Annotated in this window: 21 protein-coding genes, 1 pseudogene and 1 riboswitch; of the genes and pseudogenes, 18 read left to right on the top strand and 4 right to left on the bottom strand. The window is 61.6% G+C overall.

All coding sequences use genetic code 11. The features are described from left to right. Positions 1 to 74 precede the first annotated feature (74 nt). The 9 genes from AB3K92_RS09785 to AB3K92_RS09825 all read left to right on the top strand — a co-directional run bounded on the left by AB3K92_RS09785 (position 75) and on the right by AB3K92_RS09825 (position 7,363). Entirely contained in the window at positions 75 to 1,004 is a 930-nt protein-coding gene (locus tag AB3K92_RS09785) for a LysR family transcriptional regulator (RefSeq protein WP_059618977.1), read from the top strand. A gap of 115 nt (positions 1,005 to 1,119) precedes the next feature. Continuing rightward, a complete protein-coding gene (locus AB3K92_RS09790) occupies positions 1,120 to 1,614 on the top strand; it encodes a hydroxyquinol 1,2-dioxygenase (RefSeq protein WP_369464921.1) in 495 nt (164 codons plus the stop codon). Positions 1,615 to 1,652: 38 nt separating this feature from the next. Further along, positions 1,653 to 2,672, top strand: coding sequence for a hypothetical protein (locus AB3K92_RS09795; protein WP_059488819.1), 1,020 nt, complete (start codon positions 1,653 to 1,655; stop codon positions 2,670 to 2,672). A gap of 44 nt (positions 2,673 to 2,716) precedes the next feature. After that, the gene (locus AB3K92_RS09800; RefSeq protein WP_021160028.1) at positions 2,717 to 4,183 is read left to right on the top strand and encodes an aldehyde dehydrogenase family protein; all 1,467 of its coding nucleotides are present in this window, start codon (positions 2,717 to 2,719) and stop codon (positions 4,181 to 4,183) included. A gap of 8 nt (positions 4,184 to 4,191) precedes the next feature. Continuing rightward, the gene (locus AB3K92_RS09805; protein ID WP_369464922.1) at positions 4,192 to 5,259 is read left to right on the top strand and encodes a maleylacetate reductase; all 1,068 of its coding nucleotides are present in this window, start codon (positions 4,192 to 4,194) and stop codon (positions 5,257 to 5,259) included. Positions 5,260 to 5,286: 27 nt separating this feature from the next. Next, positions 5,287 to 5,424: a hypothetical protein gene (locus AB3K92_RS09810; protein ID WP_155630089.1), complete on the top strand. Its 138-nt coding sequence runs from the start codon at positions 5,287 to 5,289 to the stop codon at positions 5,422 to 5,424. Between the two features lie 5 nt (positions 5,425 to 5,429). Continuing rightward, positions 5,430 to 5,741, top strand: coding sequence for a YciI family protein (locus AB3K92_RS09815; RefSeq protein ID WP_369464923.1), 312 nt, complete (start codon positions 5,430 to 5,432; stop codon positions 5,739 to 5,741). 3 nt (positions 5,742 to 5,744) lie between these two features. Next, positions 5,745 to 6,080 carry a Rieske 2Fe-2S domain-containing protein gene (locus tag AB3K92_RS09820; RefSeq protein WP_226192595.1) on the top strand — a complete coding sequence of 112 codons (336 nt, stop codon included), beginning with the start codon at positions 5,745 to 5,747 and terminating at the stop codon, positions 6,078 to 6,080. Positions 6,081 to 6,274: 194 nt separating this feature from the next. Then, on the top strand, positions 6,275 to 7,363 hold the full coding sequence (locus AB3K92_RS09825) for a porin (RefSeq protein ID WP_369464924.1): 1,089 nt from the start codon (positions 6,275 to 6,277) through the stop codon (positions 7,361 to 7,363). Positions 7,364 to 7,390: 27 nt separating this feature from the next. Here AB3K92_RS09825 and AB3K92_RS09830 read toward each other — a convergent pair whose 3' ends face one another. Then, the gene (locus tag AB3K92_RS09830) at positions 7,391 to 8,050 is read right to left on the bottom strand and encodes a glutathione S-transferase family protein (RefSeq protein ID WP_369464925.1); all 660 of its coding nucleotides are present in this window, start codon (positions 8,048 to 8,050) and stop codon (positions 7,391 to 7,393) included. 123 nt (positions 8,051 to 8,173) lie between these two features. Here AB3K92_RS09830 and AB3K92_RS09835 point away from each other — a divergent pair, with 123 nt between their 5' ends. From AB3K92_RS09835 to AB3K92_RS09870, 8 genes and pseudogenes are all read left to right on the top strand, one after another. Continuing rightward, the gene (locus AB3K92_RS09835; protein ID WP_369465773.1) at positions 8,174 to 8,989 is read left to right on the top strand and encodes a DUF6597 domain-containing transcriptional factor; all 816 of its coding nucleotides are present in this window, start codon (positions 8,174 to 8,176) and stop codon (positions 8,987 to 8,989) included. 215 nt (positions 8,990 to 9,204) lie between these two features. Beyond that, positions 9,205 to 10,017 (top strand): hypothetical protein, encoded by an 813-nt coding sequence (locus AB3K92_RS09840; protein ID WP_059676918.1) that lies wholly within the window; start codon positions 9,205 to 9,207, stop codon positions 10,015 to 10,017. A gap of 159 nt (positions 10,018 to 10,176) precedes the next feature. Next, positions 10,177 to 11,316 carry a nitroreductase family protein gene (locus AB3K92_RS09845; protein WP_269112499.1) on the top strand — a complete coding sequence of 380 codons (1,140 nt, stop codon included), beginning with the start codon at positions 10,177 to 10,179 and terminating at the stop codon, positions 11,314 to 11,316. After that, positions 11,313 to 12,803, top strand: a complete 1,491-nt coding sequence (locus AB3K92_RS09850) for a phenylacetate--CoA ligase family protein (protein WP_226192592.1) — start codon at positions 11,313 to 11,315, stop codon at positions 12,801 to 12,803. Before AB3K92_RS09845 ends, AB3K92_RS09850 begins: the two co-directional genes overlap by 4 nt. A gap of 198 nt (positions 12,804 to 13,001) precedes the next feature. Beyond that, positions 13,002 to 13,105, top strand: a riboswitch (SAM-I-IV-variant riboswitch). Between the two features lie 42 nt (positions 13,106 to 13,147). Next, positions 13,148 to 13,486 (top strand): hypothetical protein, encoded by a 339-nt coding sequence (locus AB3K92_RS09855; RefSeq protein ID WP_148668956.1) that lies wholly within the window; start codon positions 13,148 to 13,150, stop codon positions 13,484 to 13,486. A 154-nt stretch (positions 13,487 to 13,640) separates the two neighbouring features. Then, complete coding sequence (locus tag AB3K92_RS09860) at positions 13,641 to 14,255, top strand: NTF2 fold immunity protein (protein WP_185735578.1); 615 nt, start codon at positions 13,641 to 13,643, stop codon at positions 14,253 to 14,255. 164 nt (positions 14,256 to 14,419) lie between these two features. Continuing rightward, complete coding sequence (locus AB3K92_RS09865; protein WP_153490115.1) at positions 14,420 to 14,944, top strand: SMI1/KNR4 family protein; 525 nt, start codon at positions 14,420 to 14,422, stop codon at positions 14,942 to 14,944. A 373-nt stretch (positions 14,945 to 15,317) separates the two neighbouring features. Then, positions 15,318 to 15,419, top strand: a pseudogene (locus AB3K92_RS09870) (H-NS family nucleoid-associated regulatory protein); the annotation flags it as partial. Between the two features lie 68 nt (positions 15,420 to 15,487). Here the strand turns inward: AB3K92_RS09870 and AB3K92_RS09875 are convergent. The 3 genes from AB3K92_RS09875 to AB3K92_RS09885 are packed head-to-tail and all read right to left on the bottom strand — an operon-like array spanning position 15,488 to position 20,922. Further along, positions 15,488 to 16,495, bottom strand: coding sequence for a PoNe immunity protein domain-containing protein (locus AB3K92_RS09875; RefSeq protein WP_042975409.1), 1,008 nt, complete (start codon positions 16,493 to 16,495; stop codon positions 15,488 to 15,490). A 15-nt stretch (positions 16,496 to 16,510) separates the two neighbouring features. Beyond that, positions 16,511 to 18,103, bottom strand: coding sequence for a hypothetical protein (locus AB3K92_RS09880; protein WP_124922513.1), 1,593 nt, complete (start codon positions 18,101 to 18,103; stop codon positions 16,511 to 16,513). Continuing rightward, entirely contained in the window at positions 18,100 to 20,922 is a 2,823-nt protein-coding gene (locus AB3K92_RS09885; RefSeq protein ID WP_318834656.1) for a type VI secretion system tip protein VgrG, read from the bottom strand. Before AB3K92_RS09885 ends, AB3K92_RS09880 begins: the two co-directional genes overlap by 4 nt. An 824-nt stretch (positions 20,923 to 21,746) precedes the next feature. Between AB3K92_RS09885 and AB3K92_RS09890 the strand changes: the two genes are divergently transcribed. Then, positions 21,747 to 22,925 (top strand): hypothetical protein, encoded by a 1,179-nt coding sequence (locus tag AB3K92_RS09890; RefSeq protein ID WP_175893975.1) that lies wholly within the window; start codon positions 21,747 to 21,749, stop codon positions 22,923 to 22,925. Positions 22,926 to 22,927: the final 2 nt, after the last annotated feature.

Here is a 22,927-nt window from a genome sequence, read left to right on the forward strand (position 1 = left end):
GACGCCTCCCGCATGACACAACCCGATATCCGCACGGGTAGACTGCCGGTTTCGCTGTCGAAAAAGGGCGCGGCATGGACCGGTTTCTGAGCATCGAGGCATTCGTCAGGGTGGCGGAGGCGAGCAGCTTCGCCGAGGCGGCGCGGCAGCTCGGCGTGACCAGCTCGGTCGTGACGAACCGCATCCAGCAGCTCGAGAAGTTCGTCAACGCGCCGTTGTTCCATCGCAGCACGCGCCACGTGCGCCTGTCGGAAGTGGGCGAGGCGTTTTATCGCGAGTGCGCGGAGGTCGTGGGGCGCGTCAACGAGCTGACGGACCAGATGCGCGAGCTGCGCGCCACGCCCACCGGGCGGCTGCGCATCCAGATGCTGCCCGGTTTCGCCCTCGATCATTTCGGCGCGCCGCTGATGGAATTCAACCGGCGCTACCCGGGCATCCAGATCGACGTCATCGTCAACGACCGTGTGGTGGACCCCGTCGAAGAAGGGTTCGACATCGCGTTCCAGATCTTTCCGCCGATCTCCGAGTCGCTGATCGAACGGCGCCTGTTCACCGTCAGGCGCCTCTTTTGCGCGTCGCCCGCCTACCTCGCCGCGCATGGTGCACCACAACATCCGCGCGACCTGCTGCAGCACACGACCGCGCTGTATTCGGGTTATCCGTCGCGCAACCGCTGGACGATGACGCGCGGCGACGAGGTCGTCGAAATGGAGCTGCCGGGCATGATCCGCTCGAACTCCGTCCACCTGTTGCGCGAATACGCGCTGACCGGCGGTGGCGTCGTGTGCCTGCCCACTCTGGTGGCGAGCGATGCGCTCGTCGCGGGCCGCCTGGTACCGATCCTGACCGACTATCAGCTCGCGCCGCTGAACTTTGCCGCCGTGTATCCCGCAACGCAGCGACAGGCGCTGAAAGTGAAGGCGCTGGTCGAATTCCTCGCGGAATATATCGGCGACGAATCCCCGTGGGATCGTCCCCTCGTGGAGCGCGGCTGGGTGCGTTGAACCGTGCGGATTATTCGCGAAACGCAAATGCCGTAATCGCCGTCCGTTGCCTTGTTGCTGCTGTGCGTTGCCCCTAGAGTTGAATCCAACAAGCAGTTCAACTCAGGAGACAGCAATGACCGACACGGCATTCCACACCGTCTTTGGCTCGCTCGACCATTACCGGAAGGGCGAGATCGAAATCACCAGCGGCAGCGCCCGGCACTACGCGTTCTCGAACGTGTTCGAGGTCGCATCGAAATCGGCGCCGTATGAAAAGGTCGTCGCCGGCAAGAACCTCGAATACGTGATCGAAGTGCTGCGGACCGACGGCCAGTCGCCGTGGTTCGCGTGCTCGCACGACGAGTTCGCGATCCAGATGGACGGCGAGGTCCGGATCGACTTCATCAAGCTCGATTCGCCGCCGAAACTGGGGCGCGGCACCGTGAGCGCCGGCGCCCAGCCGGCCGGCCGCAAGATGGGGTATGTCGTGCTGCGCAAGGGCCATCAGGCGCTGCTGCCGGCCGGTTGTGCATACCGCTTCACCGCGAGCCGGCCGGGCGTCGCGCTGGTGCAGACCGTCCTTGGCGAGCTGTCCGTGGAGAAGTGGGCCGAGATCTGCCTGCACTGATTCGTCCGACCTCATTCGACATTCCCAGGAGACACGTTATGGCCACCCTCGACACCCTCGACCTTTCCACGGGCTTTGCCGCCGATCTGGTGCGATCGACCGAAGCCGATCCCGTCACCGGCTACCGCCGCTTCCAGCTCGGCGAATTCGCGTTCCAGCGCGACGAATACTTCGTGAAGATCAGCTGGCCCGCGAAAGGCCGGACGCGCACGCATGCGATGCCGGCGGACGCGTTCCTGCGCGCGATGATGCGCGACGTGGCGTGGGGCTTCTTCTACGGCTGGGTGAATTTCGACCACGTGTTCGGCACGCGCAATCACTACGGCAAGGTGGACATGTATGCGGGCACGTTCAACGGCATCCTGAAGGACGCCGGGGTCGACTACACCGAGACCTTCGAAACGCCCACGATCATGGCGACCTTCAAGGCGATGCTGCACGACTGGACGAACGAAGGCTTCGATCCGTTCGCGGCGCCCGAGGAAACGGGCACGGCGTTCGGGCGCAAGCATGGCGAGAACGGCGCGGCGATCGAGCGCACGCGCATCGCGACGCGCCGCATGCCGGGCCTCGAAGGCGACTCGCCGCTGCGCGACGACCTGCCGGTCAACCGCGCGTTCCTCGACGTCGCGCAGGACGAACCGGAGGTGCATGTCGAGCCGGGCTTCGAGGGCGAACTGCACGCGTTCAACCTGTTCAAGTACCTGTCGCGTTCGGACGTCACGTGGAATCCGTCGGTCACGTCGGTCTGCGGGCGCAGCCTGTTCTGCCCGACCACCGAGGAATTCATCCTGCCGGTGTTCCATGGCAACGACCGCGTCGAATGGTTCCTGCAACTGTCCGACGAAATCGTATGGGACATCGGCGACAAGAACACCGGCGCACCGCGCGCACGCGTCACGATGCGCGCCGGCGACATCTGCGCGATGCCCGCCGACATCCGGCATCAAGGCTATTCGACGAAGCGCTCGATGCTGCTCGTCTGGGAGAACGCGACGCCGGACCTGCCGCAACGCTACGAGAGCGGTGAGCTCGCGCCGTATCCGATCGCGTTCTGAGCAACGCAGCCGCTTCTGCTTCAGCCCTGTACCGAGGACGATTCATGCAAACCCAACTCTTCATCGACGGGCGTTTCGTTGACGCCGTCGACCGCGCCACGATCGACGTGCTGAACCCGCACGACGGCTCCGTCATCACGAAGATCGCCGCAGCCGACGCGGCGGATGTCGATCTAGCCGTCGAAGCCGCCACGCGCGCGTTTCCCAAATGGTCGGCCCTGCCGGCCGCCGAACGCGGCCGGTTGCTGCTGCGCCTCGCCGACGCCATCGAGGCCAACGCGGAGGAGCTGGCGCAGCTCGAATCGCTGGACACCGGCCACCCGATCCGCGATTCGCGTGCGCTCGACGTGCCGCGCACGGCGGCCTGCTTCCGCTACTTCGGCGGCATGGCCGACAAGCTGCAAGGCTCGGTGATTCCGGTCGAAACCGGCTTCCTGAACTACGTGCAGCGCGCGCCGATCGGCGTGGTCGGCCAGATCGTGCCGTGGAATTTTCCGCTGATGTTCACGAGCTGGAAGATGGGCCCGGCACTTGCCGCCGGCAACACCGTCGTGCTCAAGCCGTCGGAGATCACGCCGCTGTCGACGTTGCGCATCGTCGAGCTGATGGCCGAGGTCGGGTTCCCCGCCGGTGTCGTCAATATCGTCCCCGGCTACGGGCATACGGCCGGCCAGCGGCTCGCCGAACATCCGGGGGTCGGCAAGATCGCGTTCACGGGATCGACAGCCACCGGCCGCCGGATCGTCGAAGCGTCGCAGGGCAACCTGAAGCGCGTGCAGCTCGAACTGGGCGGCAAGGGCGCCAACCTCGTCTTCGACGATGCCGACCTCGACGCGGCCATCAACGGCGCCGCATGGGCGATCTTCCATAACCAGGGGCAGGCGTGCATCGCCGGTTCGCGTCTCGTGCTGCACGAACGCATCGCGGATGAATTCCTCGAGCGATTCGTCGCGCTCGCGTCGTCGATCCGCATCGGCAACCCGCTCGACGCCGATACCGAGATGGGGCCGCTGACCTCGAAGCAACACCTCGATCGCGTGCTGTCGTACGTCGACGTCGCGCGCGAGCAGGGCGGCCGCGTGCTCACCGGCGGCAGCGCGCCGCAGGACCCGGCGCTCGCCGGCGGCTACTACGTGCGCCCGACGGTCATCGAAGCGAGGAGCGCGGCCGATCGCGTCGCGCAGGAGGAAGTGTTCGGCCCGTTCGTCACGGTGCTGCGCTTCGGCAGCGACGACGAAGCGCTGGCCATCGCCAACGCGACGGAATACGGGCTGGGCAGCGGCCTCTGGACGAAGGACCTCTCGCGCGCGCACCGGATGGCATCGCGGATCAACGCAGGCATGTGCTGGATCAACTGCTACAAGCGCGTCAATCCGGGCAGCCCGTTCGGCGGCGTCGGCAAGTCGGGTTATGGCCGCGAGATGGGCTTCGAGGCCATGCACGACTACACGGAAGCGCGATCGGTGTGGGTCAACGTCGACGGCAACGTGCCGCCGCACTTCAAGCGCTGAGGTTTTCCATGGATCGCTTCGTCTATCAGGGCACGCCTTCCCGCGTGGTGTTCGAATGGGGCGCGCTCGCGAGGCTGCCGGACGAGCTGTCGACGCTCGGCGCCCGCCGCGCGCTTGTCTTGTCCACGCCCGAGCAGCGGCCGCTCGCCGAGCGCGTGGAGGCGATCCTGGGCGAGCGTGCGGCCGGCATCTGTGCGCAGGCGGTCATGCACGTGCCGGTCGAAGTCGCGCATGCCGCGCGCGAGATGGCAGCCGAGCTGGACGCGGACTGCTGCGTCGCGATCGGCGGCGGCTCGACGATCGGGCTCGGCAAGGCCATTGCGCTCGAGTCGGTGTTGCCGATCCTCGCCGTGCCGACCACATACGCCGGCTCGGAAACGACGCCGATCTTCGGGCTCACGGAAGGCCGGCTGAAGCGCACCGGGCGCGACGCACGGGTGCTGCCGCGTACGGTGATCTACGACCCGTCGTTGACGGTGTCGCTGCCACCGGACATTTCCGCGGCGTCTGGCATCAATGCGATGGCGCACGCCGTCGAGGCGCTCTATGCGGAAGACGCGAACCCGGTGATCAGTCTGATGGCGGAAGAGTCGATCCGCGCGCTCGGTGAAGCATTGCCCGTGATCGTGCGCGATCCTGAACATCGCGCGATGCGCAGCCGCGCGCTGTACGGCGCGTGGCTCGCCGGAACCTGCCTGGGCGCGGTCGGCATGGCGCTGCACCACAAGCTGTGTCACACGCTCGGCGGCACCTTCAACCTGCCGCACGCGCAGACGCATGCGGCGATGCTGCCGCATACCGCGCACTACAACCATGCCGCCGCGCCCGATGCGCTGCGCCGCGTGGCGCGCGCCTTGGGCGGGAACGACGCAGCCGAAGCCGGCCCGCTGCTGTTCGCGCTGAACGCGCGGCTCGGCATCGCGCCAGCGCTCGCCGATCTCGGGATGCCGGAGAGCGGTCTCGACGAAGCGGCCGACCTCGCCTGTCGCAACCCGTATGCGAACCCGCGGCCGATCGAACGCGCGGCGATTCGCGCGCTGCTTCAGGATGCATGGGAAGGACGCGCGCCGCGGTGAGCGGCTCGCGCGTCAATGGAGACAGACATGAGCGATGACCACCATGACGGCGATGCCGGGTTGACCGGGCAGGTCGCCGCCGGCTTCGACGGCACGCGAGGCGCGCGCCTGCGCGTACGGTGCCTCGTACGGCCTCTTCGCGCGTTCGTCCTCGACCGGAGTTGATCGACATGGCGCGATTTTTTGCGGTGTTTGCGACGGACCAGCCGGGCATGCGCGACGTGCGCGACCGCATGCGGCCGATTCATCGAACCTACCTGCGCTCGGTTGACCAGCACGGCGTGGTCGTGCGGCTCGGCGGGCCGACGCTGGACCCGCACGGTGACGCGATGAACGGCACGCTGCTCGTCGTGGAGGCGGACGACATTCACGCGGTGATGCAGTTCGTGGGCAACGATCCGTACGTGAAGGAGGGGCTGTTTTCGCACGTCGAAGTGCGGCCGTGGGACTGGAGCCTCGGCAATCCCGAGCAGCGGGTGTGAGACATGGAAGCCCGACAACTCTGCCGTTTCTCCGATGTGCCCGACGGCGGCGCGCGGGTCGTCGACGAGGCCTGCATCGGACGCCCCGTGATCGTCGTGAGGCGCGGCGGGCAGGTGTGGGCGTACGTGAATCGCTGCCCGCACTTCTCGGTGCCGCTCGATTTCGTCCCGGGTAGCGTTTCCTGTTACCGGTCGCAGGTGTTGATGTGCGCCCATCACAGCGCGCTGTTCCGGTTCGACGATGGCGTATGTATCGACGGGCCTTGCTCTGGTTCGGCGCTGGAGGCCGTGACGGTCGAGGTGGATTCCACCGCGTGGATCATCCATCGGAGCGCCTGATTCACGCGTTTCGATGAGCACGAGCGGGGCCGATTGATGTGGTAGTTGTCGAGTTAATCAATCAGTAAAGCTAATCATGGTTCGGGCGCTGTTCGATTCCGCCTGAATGAGCGCGATTCCTTTGAAGCACCGGGCGAGCACCCGCCACGTAGCGGGTGGCGGCCTCGCATTTTCATAAAAAAGACGGAGACGACATGAAACTCAGGTTTGGAGCGGTGATGATGCTTGCCGTGGCGCACGGTGCATCGGCGCAGAGCAGCGTGACGATGTTCGGTCTGATCGACGCGGGCATTTCTTATGTCAGTAACGAGGGCGGCGGAAAGAACGTCAAGTTCGACGACGGCATATTCGCGCCCAATCTCTTCGGCTTTCGCGGAACCGAAGACCTCGGAGGCGGGTATCGCGCGACGTTCGCGCTCGTGAACCAGTTCTCGATGGCGAACGGCAGCATCGTCGGGACGGGGATTTTCGGACGCAACGCGTATGTGGGCCTCGAAAGCAACCGGTTCGGCAGCATCACGCTGGGCAACCAGTACGACTTCATGGTGGATTCGCTCTTTTCGAAGGGCAATGCGATCGCGCGGGACATCTCGGGGCTGTACGGCTTTCGCAACGGCCCGTTCCTGCGTCTCGCGCTACCGGGCAATCCGACCGGTGCGTTCGATTGGGATCGCACGGCTGGCAGCAAGCCGATCGCGAATTCCGTCAAGTACAGTTCTCCGACGGTCGCGGGTTTTTCCGGCGGCGTGATGTACGCGTTCGGCGGGGTGGCCGGCTCGGTCGGCGCGGACAATGCGGTGAGCGCCGGGGTGAGCTACGAGATGGGGGCGTTCGGGGTCGGTGCGGCCTACACGAACGAGAAGTACGGTCCCGCGCCTGGCGTGCCGTCCACCAGCGTGCGCAACTGGGGTGTCGGGATGCATTACGACTTCGGCGCCGTGACCGCGAGTGCGCTGGTGACGACCGTGCGCAACGCGTTCAACGACGCCGGCGTGTGGATGGCGGAGACCGGCGGGCTGTGGCACATCAGGCCCGATGTCGTGCTGGGCGCGAAGTACATGTACATGAAGGGCAACGAAGCGGTGAACGACAACCACGCGCATCAGGTCAGTGTGGCGCTTCAGTACCTGTTTTCGAAGCGCACGATGGTTTATGTGTCGGCCGACTACCAACGCGCGAACAGCGGCGCGAATGCACAGGTCAATGGCGTGCTCGATCCGAACGGGGCTTCAGGTTCGGCGAACCAGACGGTGGCGCGGGTGGGGCTGCATACGGTGTTTTGACGGTGCCAAGGTCGGCCCGCCAATGGATTACCCCGCCGCTGCGGCCGCCTCTTTGGCCTTGTCCTGTTCCGTCGCCAGGGCGGCATCTGCCGCCTGCGCGCGCTGGATGGCCGGGCGTGTTAGCACGCGGTCGATGTAGGCGCGAATGCGCGGCGTCTCGGGCACCAGCTTGAACATCGTGGTCCAGTTCAGCGCCGAGCCCCACAGCACGTCGACGGCGGTAAAGCGCTCGCCCAGCAGGTAAGGCCCCTTCGCCAGTTGCGCATCGATTGTGTCGACGACGGTATCGAATTCGCCGTAGGGCGACGTCGAGTAGGGCGCGGGCGGGCGATTCATCGATCGGTCGACGACGGCCGGCTCGAAACACGAACCATAGAACGTCATCCAGCGCAGATAGGGGCCGCGCAGCGAATCGCCCGGCGCCGGCGACAGGCCGGCTTCCGGATACAGTTCGGCCGCGTACATGTAGACGGCCGCCTGCTCGGTGACGATCACGTCGCCGTGACGCAGCGCGGGAACCTTGCCCAGCGGATTGATGCGCAGGTATTCGGCGTCGTGGTGTTTTCCGGTGGAGAGATCGAACGCGTGTAATTCATAGGCGGCGCCCAGTTCCTCGAGCAGCATCCGCACGCCGGCCGAGCGGCTGCGCGGAGAGTGGAACAGGATCAGGTGACGGTCTTGCGGCATGGCGGGCTCCGGTGGTGCGTTCGTCGGCAGGGATTCGAATGTAGGACGGTTGCGCGCCCTCGTCTTGGAAAAACCCGCTGTGGCGGTGCATCATTGCGCCTTCACCTCACCGGTTCCCCGACCATGGCCGACCTGCGTAACGTGACCGACACGCCCAAGGGCGTGGTCGGCCCGAAGGCGATCAATCAGCGCTTCCGTCTCAATCGCTATTACCCGCGAGCCGAACTGGCCGGCGTGCTGGATCACCACTGGATCGTCGAATGGGATCTGCGCGGCCAGCCGCCTTACGTGCAGCGCACACTGCCGTATCCGTGCGTGAATGTGGTGTTCGACCGGCGGCAGACGGGGATCTTCGGTGTGGTGTCGGGGGCGTTCGAGACGACGCTCGCGGGCGCCGGCAGGGTGATCGGCATGCGGTTCCGGCCGGGCGCGTTCCGGGCGTTTTTCGGCAAGCCGGTGCATTTGACGACCGACAAGGTGCTGCCGGTGTCGACGCTGTTCGACTGCGGCGATGCGGAAGCCGAAGCGGCCGTGCTCGGCGCCGGGGACGATGCCGGAATGGTGGCGGCGGCCGAGGCGCTGCTGTTGCGGGTGCTGCCGCCGCACGATCCGCAGGTCGAGCGTATTCATGCCATCTTGCAGATGCTGCAGCAGGACATCGGGCTCACGCAGGTGCGCGACCTGGCCGGGCGTGCGGGGTTGAGCGAACGCACGTTGCAGCAGCTCTTTTCCAGCCATGTCGGGGTGACGCCCAAATGGGTGATCCGTCGTTATCGCCTGCACGAAGCCGCGGACAAGCTCGCGGGCGGCGAGGCGGTCGATCTCGCGGAGCTGGCCCAGGCGTTGGGGTATTTCGATCAGGCGCACTTCACGCGCGACTTCCGGAAGCTGGTGGGGAAGGCGCCGGCGGAGTATCGGCGCGAGGACGGGCGGGGATGAGTGTGCGGATTCCTGACGGGGCGCTGCGCGTTTTCCGCCAGTTGTTGTCGCCTGGGCAACACGGTAGTGTGTCCGTTGACCTGCCGCCGTGCCGACGACGAACCTATGATGGGCGCACCGCCCATCCGTGAATGTCGAACGGCGGGTGCGTTGCCGATCATTCCACCCTATAGTGCACGTCGTTGATCGATCTGCAAGAAACTCGGGAGTTCGTCGTGTTTTACCGGAAATCCACATTGGGTCGCTCGAACTTCGCGTGCGTCGTCGCCCTGACGATGATGCTCGCGCCGGTCGCGGCGCATGCAGCGCCGGAGGCTGCGGACGGCACGGCGCGCATCGCGTCGGCTGTCCGTTCCGACACGTCGCCGGCACGACCGATAACCGGCGACGACCCGGTTGCAATCCGGGATGCGCTGAAAAAGCTGCACATCAATAGCCACTCACCTTCGTTGCCCGACCGGGTTCGCGGCCTGGTCTCCAGCGCGGTCGACCGGCATGGCCCGAATCCCGACCTGGCGTCCGTCGATCTGGATCGTGACGTGACGTTCGTGGTGCCGGTGCGGTACGGGCTGAGGTACTCGTCACGCCGGCACCTGTTGACGCTGGACGTCGACCTGTTCGACGCAGAGCGCAACGACCGTGCGGGCATCCTGCTCGGAAAAGTCACGACGGGGCCGCGAGGGCGCGGGCTCGTGATTGCGCCCGAAGCGAAGGCGAAAGGGTACATCCAGCACGTCGACATCATCGAACTCGATTCCGGCCAAGGTAAAAAGACCGCAATTCGTAGCCGCATGCGGCTATCGCCCGCCGAGCACGCACGAGCGGGTGGCGAATTCGCACTCGTTTTCTCCGGGCGGCTGGTTCGGCCTTACCTGACGGAACAAACCGAGCATGCCGATCCGAGTATCGACGAGCCGACCGACATCACGACGAGGATCTCCACGTTGCACATGGATATCCGTGACATCTCGCTGGTGAGTCAGTCGAGCGGCATCGTCGTGTCGAAGAAGCTGCATTTGTCGAAGTAGCGGTTTTCTCGAGCGGGGCTTCGACCGGCCACGAGGCTCCGCATATGACGGCGGACGATGCTTCGGGCGCGGACAGTTGCGTCGCAGCCGATCTGCCGCCCCGGGCATCCGTGAGGCTGCCTCGGCCCTCATGTAAGATGCGCACAGCTTTACCCGGTCTTGAGAGGGGCCGGTTCTCGCGCCACAACGGCAATCAGCCGCACAACAACAAGGAAGCCACGAGATATGCCGGGGATTCCCACAGAAACCTTTACTGTCTGGCACACGATTCTGTCCGTGGCCCGACACGCACCGTCGCCGCACAACGTTCAGCCATGGCGGGTGCAACTGATCTCGGACGATTGCGCCGAGCTGTTCGTCGACGGCGCGCGCACGCTGCCGAAAGAAGACACGACCGGCGCGTTCCTGCTGTCCGCGATGGGCATGTTCATCGACGCGATCGATCTGCTCGCGGCACCGCATGGCTTGCGCATCGAATGGCAACTGCATCGCCCGGTGCAGGAATTCGCGGCCATCCTGTCCCGACCGACGCCGCCGGGGCTGATTCCGTTCGCTGCGTTGCGGCTCGTCGCCAACACCCACGCGGATGCGTCGCGCGACGATCCGTCTGCGCTGATGCTGGCGCGCCGCACGTCGCGCATTTCGATGGATCCGACACCGGTGCCGGATGCCGCCGTCACGCAACTGGCGGCGCTGGCCGACGAATGGGGGCATCGATATACGCACCTGTCGGGTGCGGAACTGATCGAGCCGATCATCGCGGCGAACATCGACGCCGTGTTTCATGACATGAACGTCGCGGACTACCACGATGAAATCACGGCCTGGTTTCGGTTCACGGAACGCTCGACTGCCCGACATCGCGACGGTCTCGACTGGCGCTGCATGAATCTGTCGCGCGCCGAGTTCTGGATGTCCGCGCGCCTGTCGAAGATCCTGACGTTCAAGCCGACGCGCTTCTATTTCAAGCGCCGGTACCGGTCGCAGCTCGGCCATGTGCCGGCGATCGGCGTGTTGAGCGGCGACTTCTTCAATCCGGAGAAGGCGATCGAGTCGGGCCGCTTCCTGCTGCGCTTCTGGCTCGCGCTGACGAGCCTCGGCCTGTACCTGCATCCGTACGGCAACCTGGTCACGAACCCCGACGCCGCCGCGTGGTTCAGCGCGCATGCCGGGGTCGACCGCGCATGGCTCGTGTTCAAGGTCGGCTACTCGCGTACGCCGCCGCAAAGCCAACGCAGGGCGCTCGCCGACATCCTCGTCGATGCGCCGGTTCCATCCCATTCGCCGCAATCCGCATGAACACGCTCATTCGCCTTTTTCTCGAAGCCGTTCTCTGGACGCTCTGGTTCCTTCGCCGCGTGATCAGCGTCGATGGACGTCTCTATGTGTTCCTCAACGCGCCGATTTTTCAGCCCTATCTGGCTTATGTCGGCCGCATGCGCGCCCGCGTCGCGTTCCTCAAGGCGAGCACGTCGTGCCCGGCCTACATCGAGTTCCTGAAGGCCGAAGGCTACAAGGCCGGCGGCAAATGGCGGCTGTCGGACCTGCCCGCCATGACCAAGGAGAATTACATCAAGCGCTACTCGATCGAGCAGCGCTGCTACGGTGGCGCCATTCCGAAGTCGGGTGTCGTCATCGACGAATCGTCGGGGTCGACGGGGCAGCCGAACAACTGGGTGCGCAGCGCGGCCGAACGCAGCGACGTCAAGCGCATCCTGCAACTGAACTATCAGCTGGTGTTCCGCGACTCCGGCAAGATGCTGCTGAACTGCTTTGCGCTCGGGCCGTGGGCGACCGGCATGAACGTGTCGATGTCGCTCGTCGACGTCGGCATCATGAAGTCGATCGGCCCCGACAAGGCCAAGCTGATCAACACGCTGAAGCTGTTCGGGCCGAAATACCAGTACCTGATATTCGGCTACCCGCCGTTCATCCGCTCGGTGGTCGACGAATGCGATCTCGACCTGAGCGCGTACCACATCGATTTCATCGTCGGCGGGGAAGGGTTGTCGGAAGCGTTGCGCGACCATCTGCTGCGCAAGGCGAGCACGGTGATCTCGTCGTATGGCGCGTCGGACCTCGAGATCAACATCGGCGTCGAGACGCCGACGACGATCGGCCTGCGGCGTGCGTTGCTCACGCGGCCCGAGCTGTGCCGCGAGCTGTTCGGCCGCGATACGCCGCCGATGATCTTCCAGTACAACGCGCTCGATTACGTGATCGAAACGAATGACGATGGCGAACTGCTGGTGACTATCGGAAGGCAGTCGGGCGCCGCGCCGAAGATCCGGTACAACATTCGCGATTCGGGTGGGACGTATCGATTCCGCGAGCTGAACAGGCGTCTGTCGGCACATGGCATGCGCCTGCAGGATTTTGCCGCGCGGACCAGCCATTTCCCGTTCCTGTTCGTGTACGGCCGCAACGATTCGAGCGTGCCGTTCTATGGCGCGAAAGTGTTCCCGTCCGACATCGAGCAGGTTCTGTCCGCTTCGCCGGTGCTGCATGACGCGATCAGCACGTTCCAGCTCGCGACGACCGAGGATGCGCAGTTGACGAGTTTCCTGCACCTCCATCTCGAACGGGCGTTGGGCAGTGTAGGGATGCCGCTTGACGATGCGGCGCTGCATGGCGAGATGGTCGAGGGCATGAAGCGCGTGAACCAGGATTTTCGTGAGGTGTCGAGGTTGTTCGATCCGAAACAGGTGGTCGTGCATGTGCATGAGCACGATACGGGGCCGTTCAAGGGGCGGGATATTCGGATCAAGAACAGGTATATCGCGTGAGGGCGTAGGTTTCGGGGTGTTTGGGGCGCGTGTGGTTGGAGGGCGGTGAGGAGGACTGACACAGCTCTTCCTTTCGCCTCGCTTACAAGGGCTGGATCGGTGAGGTCATCCGGCTAAAGTGCCGCTCTCCCGACACTTCTTGCGCTACGCGTGCTTTTCGATATAATGAACCATCGTTCGGAATGTCGAACGAGAGAAACCAAGCATCCAGAGTCGGGTTATCCGACGCCAACCTGCCCTCCCGGGCAAGGTGGACGCCCTTGAGGCGATGCGGCCGATTTACGGCAACGAAACGGGAGCAGCATCGCTGGCACCGGTTCGATAACCACTCAACCGGAGCAATCATGCGCCAGGATACCGCTGCTTCCCGCCAGACCGTCTGTGAAGACTGGTCGCACCTCCTTCCCGGTTTCACGCTCACGCATACGGTTCATCTCGTTTCGGGATTGAATCCGGGCATCGTGTCGACAGCGGCTGCCGTACTCGAAGGTGAAACCGCGACGGTCGACCGATGGGCCATCGCCCGCTGTGGCGACGTTCTCGAGCAGAAGATCGTTCTCGGGGAAATGACGGAAGGGCAAGCGGTTCGACTGCGCGATCGACTTGCCGCGCTCGATGGCGTGCTGCGCACGAGGATGGAGCATCATTTCGTCCGGGCCGGTTCGGCCGCCTCCGGGAATTGACCGGAGGGGTGCCGTCAGGCGATGCCTGATTGTTGTCGCCGTTCGGCTGATGTTGGTGCCAAATGAAAGCGCTCTGCGTCGCGTGTACATTGGACGTCACCGGTATTTTTGCCCGCGGCCTGTCTTTGATCGTCGCGCGGCCAGTGCCAATTCATTGAACATTTCCGAGAGACTTGCGCGGAGCGAAGTTGCGCCGCCTGTTGTTCGTTGCGCGCTTCCCATTCCGCAAGCATGCGACCGACTCAAAGGCCCGCCGACCCTGCACGGTAAAATATCGACGGATTTGCTGCCGGCTCCCTGGCTGGTTGTGGGCGATATTCTCAATCATGAGAGATTGAAGATGACCGATGATGATTTTGTGCGGTCGCGAACGGCGTTGAGATCGTTCATGTCGGAAATGAATCATTGGGAAAAGGATTTTTATAAGCAGAAGCGCAGTGCCTTGGAGCGCGGGCTCGACGTATCGGAAGTCGATGATTGTGCTCGGAAGGCGCTTTTGGGTATTTTCGAGAGATGGACATTGCAGGATAAGGCAAACCAAGGTCGTCTGATTGATTTGGGTTGCTCTGATCCACCGACTTACGATCCTGAAACTGACGTTGAAGATGGCGTGGAAGCCACCGGCGGAGAGGTGGTTTTCATCATTCGTCAAACCGTCGGGATGTTGGCAATATTCCGAATCACCATGAAGAACGACGCGGGCGAATGGAGGGTGAGAAAAAAGGAATTTGTCAATCTTAAGGACAAGTGGCAACGATCAGTGCTGTAGCGAGCGCTACCCGACCTGCTGTTCCGGTTCGGTGTCGATCAAACCGGCGCGCCTCCCGAGGTGCGGGAGAATCGGATGAGAAACTGCTTGCAAGGGCCGTTGGTGCTTCAATCGCGTATGGTGCTGCCCGATCGTGAAATCGACCGTCGTGTTGAGGAGGTAATGTGCCAGTTCTGTATGGTGTAAAGCCCGCGGCGCCGTTTTTCGCTGAGCTGGAATCCCGGATTGGTTTCGGTATTCCGGCCGAGTATGCGAATTTTCTGGCGAAGTGGAACGGCTTGTTCGTCAGCGGCGCCGATTATCTCGATCTCGATTTCTCAGGCGTCGATAATGGAGTGATCTCTTTTTCGTCGTTGTTCGGGCTCGCTGCCAGTAATGAAAATTTTGATCTGATTGAGCAGAATGAGCGCGTCATGGATGAGGTCGGGTTCCTGAGTGAATTCTTTGTGATCGGCGATGATCCGGGTGGAAATTACTATGCGCTTGCGAAGTTCGGCGACGCTCGAAAAGTTCTTTATTGGGATAGAACCAATCTGCATGCCGACGACACCGCCAAGCCGGATATCGCAGAGGTGGCCGAATGTGGCAACCTGTACTGTGTAGCAGATGGGTTCCCGGCATTCCTGGATACTGTTGTCGCCGGAACGAAGCACATGCAGTTCATCCCCGTCGATGACTGGCCCGGCTAAAAGGCGAACATATCGGCTTCCCGGAACGTAGTCGATTTTCGTCGAGTTCAACGACGTGGGAATTCTCCTCCGGCGTATGCATTACCGGATGGCGGGGCGCGCAAACCAATTATTGAGTGTCCTGCTTTGCGCGTTGCTTGCGCTCTGTCGAAACGAGGTTGTAGTTGAGCGCGTGCTGAGTTGCATTAGATTTAGTTGCACGTCGCCATCAGTTCTGGTTTGACGCAGATTTCATTGGAAAATCAATGACTTCCTCGGCTTGCTCGGCCACACCCAAGCCGGTCAGAGTTTGCGTGCACGTCTTGAATATCGGTACCCTCGTTTTTCCAATAGTTTCGGTTACGGCCGGCCTCGCACAGAGCCTCGGTGTGTGCGGCTCCGTCCGAAGACTGGCGAGATGTGGTCTGGGCGCGGTCGCGCTCCGCTCTGGATTCGCGACGCAAAGAGTCGCGACCGTTTCCTCATCGCAAAGTAAGGTGTTAAGTTCGACAAGACCGCGCGCATCAAAATTTGTGCGTGTGGCTTGGAGAACTCGTCTATGCGTCAGGCCTTGCGTTCAAACTCCCAGAGCGCAGGTTGGGAGCGGTATGCACCTGACCGGTCCGGAGCGAACACTTCTGGCATGCGCTCGCCCTGTCGCACCATCACGCCAGGCACATGGTGGCCCTGTGCTTTCCAGATACCGGTCTCCGGGCATACCTGACCGGTACGCACTGTCTTCGGTCCGTTGTTCTGAAGTGCTGGCGGATTCCCCTTCGCGGGGTCGAAGTTGCGCGCAAAGTCGGCTAGGTCCTTCGGATACAGCAGATGGTCCCGGAAGGAACTGTCGTCCAGCTCCAGCAGATACGCAACCGCTGCGGCTTCGATTGCCCAATAGCCAACGTACGTCCCCTTGTCGCCCTTCCGTGCTTCGAGGTGGCCGTCATGCCACACCGCCGCGGCCATGCCCGGATACCAGGCTTCGAGATATTGCGTGATGTCGTCGACACATTCCTGTTTCGCTTCGCGGTAAAGGCTGAAGACGAGCGGCCGATACGGAACATCGTGAAACCAGCTGTCGACGTCAACACGCCCTTCGAGTTCATACGCGAGCAGGTCTTCGTATAGTGTGTCCTTCCCGCGGTAGGCCGGGTCGAACATTGCGACGATGCGCGGCAGCAAGTCACGCCGATGCAGCAGGTAGCAAAAGCCAATCAGCTGCATCGCGGTCTCATAATCGCCGATTTCACTGAACGCGAGCGGCGGCTGCCGATCATCTGCCTGATGCACGCGCTCGGCTATCGTGAGTTGTTCGAATGCGGAGACCACCGAATCGAATTCGTCTCTTAGCAGGCTGATGTCCGCGCCGCCCGTGTACATGAGCAGAAAGCGACGATAGCTGTCGGAGGCAACAATGCCTCTGGTCAGCGCCTTCCTCTCATTTTCAGTATCGCCGATAGGGGTCAGCCTGTCTTCCCAACTCGCGATGTTTTCAGAAAAGGAGGCCAGCAGCCACTTGAAGTAGTCCTCGCCTAGAAAACGCTGTCGTCGCTTCGAATCAAAATCGCTCATTTCGAATATCTCGTGTCAGGTACGCGATTTTAGCCGCTCGGCTTTGCGCTTGACCGCTTCAGCCACCTCGCCGTCCTTGTAGTGGTGAGTGAATGGTAGGTCGTGGTCGGCGTGTCCATGTTCATCACCCGTCGCAAGCGCTTCGACGTGCTGCGCGGCCGAGGGGAGGTAGAACGGCACATACAACAAATGTCGCGAGTAGCCTACATTCAGAATAGACAGCTCGATATCTCGCGACACGGCCTCCGGCAGATTCTTCAGAATCCAGGCGTTGCTCATCTGGACGATGCTGGCTTTCGGGTCCTTCGGAGCCACTGGCTCAGTTGTCGGAACCGCTTCGCCTGGCGCAGCAGCACCCTCGTTTTGCGGCTTTCGTTGGACCTTGACGTCGCTACTGGCGGCAGGCTTTCCTCCCCCGGTGCTCGGAGGTTTTCCACCTCCTCCGCCAGACGTGGGTTTGCCGGACCCTGGCTTACCTGAGCCACCACCAGTGGGAACAGTGGGACCCTCGTCATCGGGCGGCTCGAGAAGGTCGTCTGCGGCGGGCCGCACCTCATCCTTAATTGTCCCGAGTTTGCTCCAGATACTATGCTTTGCATTCGGGTCCTTCAGCTTGCGCTTCGTCGTCGATGCCTTCATTTCGACGATGGCGTAGTCCTTCATCTGGTTGCTGAATGGTGCCGCACGCCATACGCCGTCGATGCCGTGACCGCGTGCCTTGAGTTCGAACAGCTTGTTGAGCTTGCCTTTGTCATTGAGCTTGCCCATGACCCGCAGGCCAGGCTGCTCGCTCCACTTGCCGCTCAGGCCTTTGTCGTGAGTCTGCCAGCCATTGCCCCACTTCAGCTTTTCGTAGCAGTAGTAGTCCCCGATGTGTTCGCCCAGGATGCCGGTGATTTCGGTCGTGATATCGGTCACCGCGAGCTTGGCATTCACTACGCCCCTGGACGGCGTCGGGACCGGGCGGTCATGACCAGCCTTCGCCTCTTCGCCCTTCGCGCCAGGCTTCTCGGTGGTCCGATGCTCATCCAAAGTGCTGACCGCGGACGAATTCGGCTGCTTCTTGCGCCAGTGGAGCAGCTTGCGCTGGACGAACTGCGCGAGCCAGTACGGCAGGTTCGTTTCGACGAAAGTCAGCGCCTGCATGAACGTGACCTGCATTGCGGACGGCATCTCGCGGTACAGCCAGGATTTCTGGATGTGCTCGCGCGCCTCGGTCAGGTACTTCTTGACGCCGGAGGCATCAAACAGCTTGTCAATCAGCGCATCCGGGCTGGTCTGAATGTGGGCTTGCTGGAGGACCAGACGCAGAATGTCGAACAGCAGCGGGCCGTAGATTTCTGACTTGTGATTGACGAGGCGGAACGTACGCTTGACGCCGGCGCCGACGACAGGGACCCAGCCCACGACGGCGAACACCAGGTCGATACCGGCCTCGATTTTCGTCATCTCGTCCGCACTTTCGCGTGCGTTCCACACCGTCCAGACGCTTTCCGTAGTGTCGTAGACGTTCTGCGCGACGTAGAACAATGGCACGGCGTTGGTCGCCATCGACCAGCCAATCTCTTTGACGGCCTCTTCGATTGCTTGTTGGTCGTTTTCGTTCATTTCACGTCCGGCCGGCCAGAAAATCTATTAAACAGGCTGTAGAGGTTTTCCTCCGTAATTCCCTCGTGCCCGGCTGCATGCAGTTCTTTGAGAACATCAGGCTGTGCGAGCTCCGTGGGTGCGGGCATTGGTTGTGGATTGAACGGCCGCGCGTCTTCGCCGAAAAAGACCTTCGCGGTGCCGTCAGGCACGTCGCGCAGGACCGCGTGACCGTTTCCGTCGAGCTTGCCGGCCAAGGTCGTTCCGTTCTCGAACACGACTTTGTAGGGGGCCTGAGGCACGGCCTTCAGGTTGTCGTCCGTAAGATTCAACTCGAGCTTGTTGTGCAGGTCGCCCTTGGGCAGGGCGGGCAAATCGTAGGGTGCGCTCGTGGGGCCGGCGAACGCATGCTGCGCTCCCTTGATGTCTATCTTGCCCGGAGCGTGAATCTCGATATTGCCGCCCTGGATTCGGATGTACGCGCCACCAGAGGTCAGCAGGACGCCCTGGCTTGCCGCGACTTCAACCTTCTCGGTCGCCGACAGCACCTTCACAGCCTTCTGCGCGGTCATCTCGATGTTGTCCGACTGCGCTTGGATTTCCACCTTGCCTTTTGCAGCAAAGAGCTTCATTCCTGCGTTCTGGACGAAAAGGCTGATGCGCTCGGCGACGCTCGCGAGCAGCGACTTTCCGGCAGCGAGGTGTGTGCTCTGGCCGCTGACCAGATTGACCTGTGCGTCCGCGCCCAGGTGCACCGACTGCTGCGTCGATAGCGCGATGCCGGCCGGGCTTGCTGCCAGGAGAATGGGTTTCTTAAATGCGTTGGCTGAGCCAGTACCGCCACCTGCCGTGCGACCACCGCCGCCCGGTCCTTGCCCTTGGACATTGTCGGTCGCGGCGTCCGCCAAATCCTTGAGCGCATCTCGGCCCGCTTTCAGGCTTTCGGCATGGTGCTGGGTGCTGACATCGGAAAGCGACTCGACCAGGTTGTGCGCGCCGGCGAGTTGCTGCTGAGCCTGCTGGACCTCGAGCTGTTGGGTCGCGGCGCCCGAGCCGGGATGCGTCGTAAGGAATAGCCCGCGGTTGGCGCGAATGGCGCCGTAGGCGTCAGTACGCAGGTCGAAACCGCTTCCCAGGTAGCTACCACGAACGTTACCGTCCTGGGCAATCAGGTATCCCAGGTGGAGCATGGAGCTAGCTTGCGACGAGAAGAGTTGCAATCGGTTCTGGCCCGTCGCGTCGTCCATCACAAGTTGGTTGTAGCCCCCACCGCCGTACTCCTTCGAGCTGAAGCCCGAAAGGATGCCATTCGAGTGCCAGCGGGGCTGCGTCGCCCCGTTGTAGACGCGACCTGTCGCAATGGGGCGGTCGCAATCCCCACCGACCCAATCGATGGTGACTTCTTCTCCGACACGCGGCACATGCACGCTGCCGTAACCGCCGCCCGTGTCGGAATAGGCGGCCCGGACCCAGCATGTTGCTCCAAGACCCTCGCGTCGGTCCCAATGCATGCGCACCAGGATGCGGTTCAGTGAATCGGTGTAGACCTCCTCATTCCCAGGGCCAACGACGGTCGCTGTCTGCAGGTGCATGACGGGCTTCCGGTGCTCGAGCGGGCTGCGAAACGGCACCTTCTGACGCTGCGCTTCGACCTCGACGAGGAAGAAGCCCTCGCTGCCCATGGCGTCCTTGACAGTGAATGCCGCCACTGACTCATCGTGAGCATCGCGAACCTCGGCAAGACGGGCGTCCAGACTATGCGGGTAGGGGCGACTTTCGCCCACCGGCAGATTGTTGCGGATGTACCAGTTCGTTTCGACGACGACGAACTTGCGGTCCTCGGCGCTATCCCGGTCGTGCTCTGGATGGTCCAACAAGCTGAACCAGTGCCCCACATCAATGCTCGGTGCGCTGCCTACCGCGTAGAATCGTTTCGCGCGCGACTCCCATTCCTCCAGCTTCAGCTTCGTAAGCTGGTCGCCGCGGTCATCCTCCAGGTACGTGTACGGTCCGGTGTACTCGTAGACCTCGGCCTGCTGCGGCAGGTCGCCCTGGTTTGCGACGGTAGGGAATGACTTTTCCTTGCGCGCTTCGGGGTTCTTATAGTCGAACGTACTTGTCGAATACGATGTGCTCTGAAGAGTTCGCGTGCCCGACCAGTGCACGAGCGCGTCGGGCTGACGCGTGACGCCAGCTCGATAGAACCGGAGTTGCTCAGGCTCAAGCGGTTTGAGCGAATACAGGTCGTCTGTGACGACGAGGGTATGAGATTTGCCGTCGTCGGCGTGCTCGAAGTAATAGAACCAGCCCTCCGACTCCATCAGCCGGTGCACGAAGTTCCAGTCGTCTTCGTACTGCACGCAGAACGAGCGCGCAGGCGAAGGCTTCTGCACATCGATGCGAAAGGCCCCAAGCGCCTGCGGATGACCTTGAAAAACTGTTTCGAGAATGGTCTCGACCGTCTGGTCTTGGAATATCCGCGCGTCCTTGCGGAACTTCAGGAAATGAAGCCACGACGAGAAAATCAGCTGCAGGCTGACCAGTCGCCCGTCGGAACCCAGCCGGCGGGCCGTGTGAACGTACCCATGTCGTGGACGGTAGGTCTTGTCAGACTGCTGAGTCCAAAGGGTGACCGGCTGCGCGATGAGTGATTTCAGCTCGAGCGAGTCCTGCAGCGAAACCACATCGACGGCTATCTCAAAATTACCGCCGAGGCTAGCGGTGCCCACCACGATATGCGGCAGCAGCACATTCGGTCCTGCGGGCGTGTCCAGTTTCACGATTCGGTCAGACTGGAATACCCCGGCATTCATTAACGCGATAAGGTCCTGCGCTCCCATTTGGCTTTCCTTGTGTCGGCTCCCCTCAGAGCCGAGCAAAATCATATAGGGAAGACCCTATGCAGGCAATATGACAAGCGCAACCTTGCACCCACCAGTGCACCGAGATTGAGGCAATCCAGGGATTTATGCTCTATTTTGAAATAATTGGGCTCAGAGAGGGGGTATGGGTACTGTTAATGAACATGTCTGGCGTACCCGGCGTCGTCAAAGTATGCGCCGCGGCCTTCTGCAATCTAACAGCCTAATCTCGCGGCCCGAGCAGAGCGCGGTTAAAAAATCTACGATAGCGTGGGACCACAATGGACTTTGATTTTCGCTATGACGTCGTGTACGTCGCAACTTGGTGGCTTGTCGTCAATCCACGGAGCGCGGCCCACGCCTGTCAGTACGTCGATAATGCGAGCTGAATCGGAGTCAGGCGTTTGGAACGAGTGATTGCCGAAAATTTCACAATATAGTAAAAGAGTTCAGGCTCATGGTCGCACAAGATATCCTGCCAAAATCAACTTGCGCCTGGAGTGATGTGCGAGGTGAAGGGAGAATTGGTTGCAAAGAACAATTATCATTTCATTTTTATTCAAGGTTGATTGATTTTCACCAATATGAAGTATCAAGCGTGTACAGAGACTGTTCGCTTGGCGTAAGAATTGACGTTGCGGGGAAGATTGATGGTCAAATACAGAGTTAGCGCACGCGTGAAGTTCCATGCAGTCGGTCAGGGATTATTTTGTACAGGAATGCTGGGCAATTTTGGTCGGCACGAACGACAAAATTGTTTTACATGGGTTTACGACTGCGGGACCAATTCCGCAAGGCGGTTCTTGGACCAGGCAATTCGGGAATTCGAGCAAAAGGTAACCATTGGGAATACTCGCCCGGTGATTGACCTTCTGGCAGTGTCACACTTTGACCATGACCATATCAGTGGGCTGGTAATGTTGTTGTCGAGGTTTCACATTCGTGAACTCGTGCTGCCCTACGTTCCCTTGTGGCAGCGTCTCGCAACCGTGTTTATGGCGGATGCGGCATATAGGTCTCAGCTCACGCAATTTCTGGTGAACCCGGTAGCGTTTGTCGCGGGCCTGCGGGACGTGAGCGTTGAACGCATCCTGTTCGTGCGCGGTGGCGGCGAAACACCTGAGCTGCCGGATTTTGACGATGGCGATGAGCCGGACTTTCCCAAACCAGACGAAAACCAAGACTTGCCGGAGGGCGGGCGATATCGGTGGCCAGTCACAGTTCACGTAACGGACGAGGCACCCGACGACGAGGGGGATGTTGTCAATTCAAATGACTCGCAGAAAGCGGCTCGGGCGAATATTCGCGTGCAATACATGCAACCGGGAACCGCAATCACAGTTTCTCGAGTGTGGGAGTTTGTTCCCTATAACGATAGCGAGTTGGCGCATATTGCCACGTCGCGTTTCAGGTCCGAGGTTGCGAAGCTTCGAAACAAACTTCTCCTCGCACCAAACAACCTACAGCGTCAAGATATCCTGGACCATCTAAAGGAGAAATACAAAGCGTTTGGGACGAGTGGTTTCCGTCAAAATCTCATATCCTTGTTTATGTACGCAGGGCCTCTTGTAGGGGTGAGCTCAGTTCCGTGGGGGCCAATTTTCGTTGCGAAACGTATCCCCTCAATAGAGTCATTACATCGGGTCATTTACCATCCGAAAATGCCTGCGGCGGTTCTCTATACTGGAGATGGCTTCCTGAACACGGCTCAGCGGCTGAAAAAACTACAAACCTACTTGGGCCCGGTGCGAAACAAGAATATTGTACTGCTCCAGGTGATGCATCATGGCTCTCGTTACAATTGGTTTGATGGAATTGCGGAGAAAATTAAGCCGGCTATAAGTGTATTTAGTTCAGACCCTAGGAGGAAGAAGAGCCATCCACATTCCGAAGTCGTAAAAGATTTTTTGCGGTATGGTCCTGTGCAAGTGGATACGGAAACCAGCTTGTTCGCGCGGATTGATTTTGAATGGGGGCGTTGAGG

The organism is Burkholderia sp. Bmkn7 (genome assembly GCF_041103175.1).
GTDB lineage: Bacteria > Pseudomonadota > Gammaproteobacteria > Burkholderiales > Burkholderiaceae > Burkholderia > Burkholderia cepacia.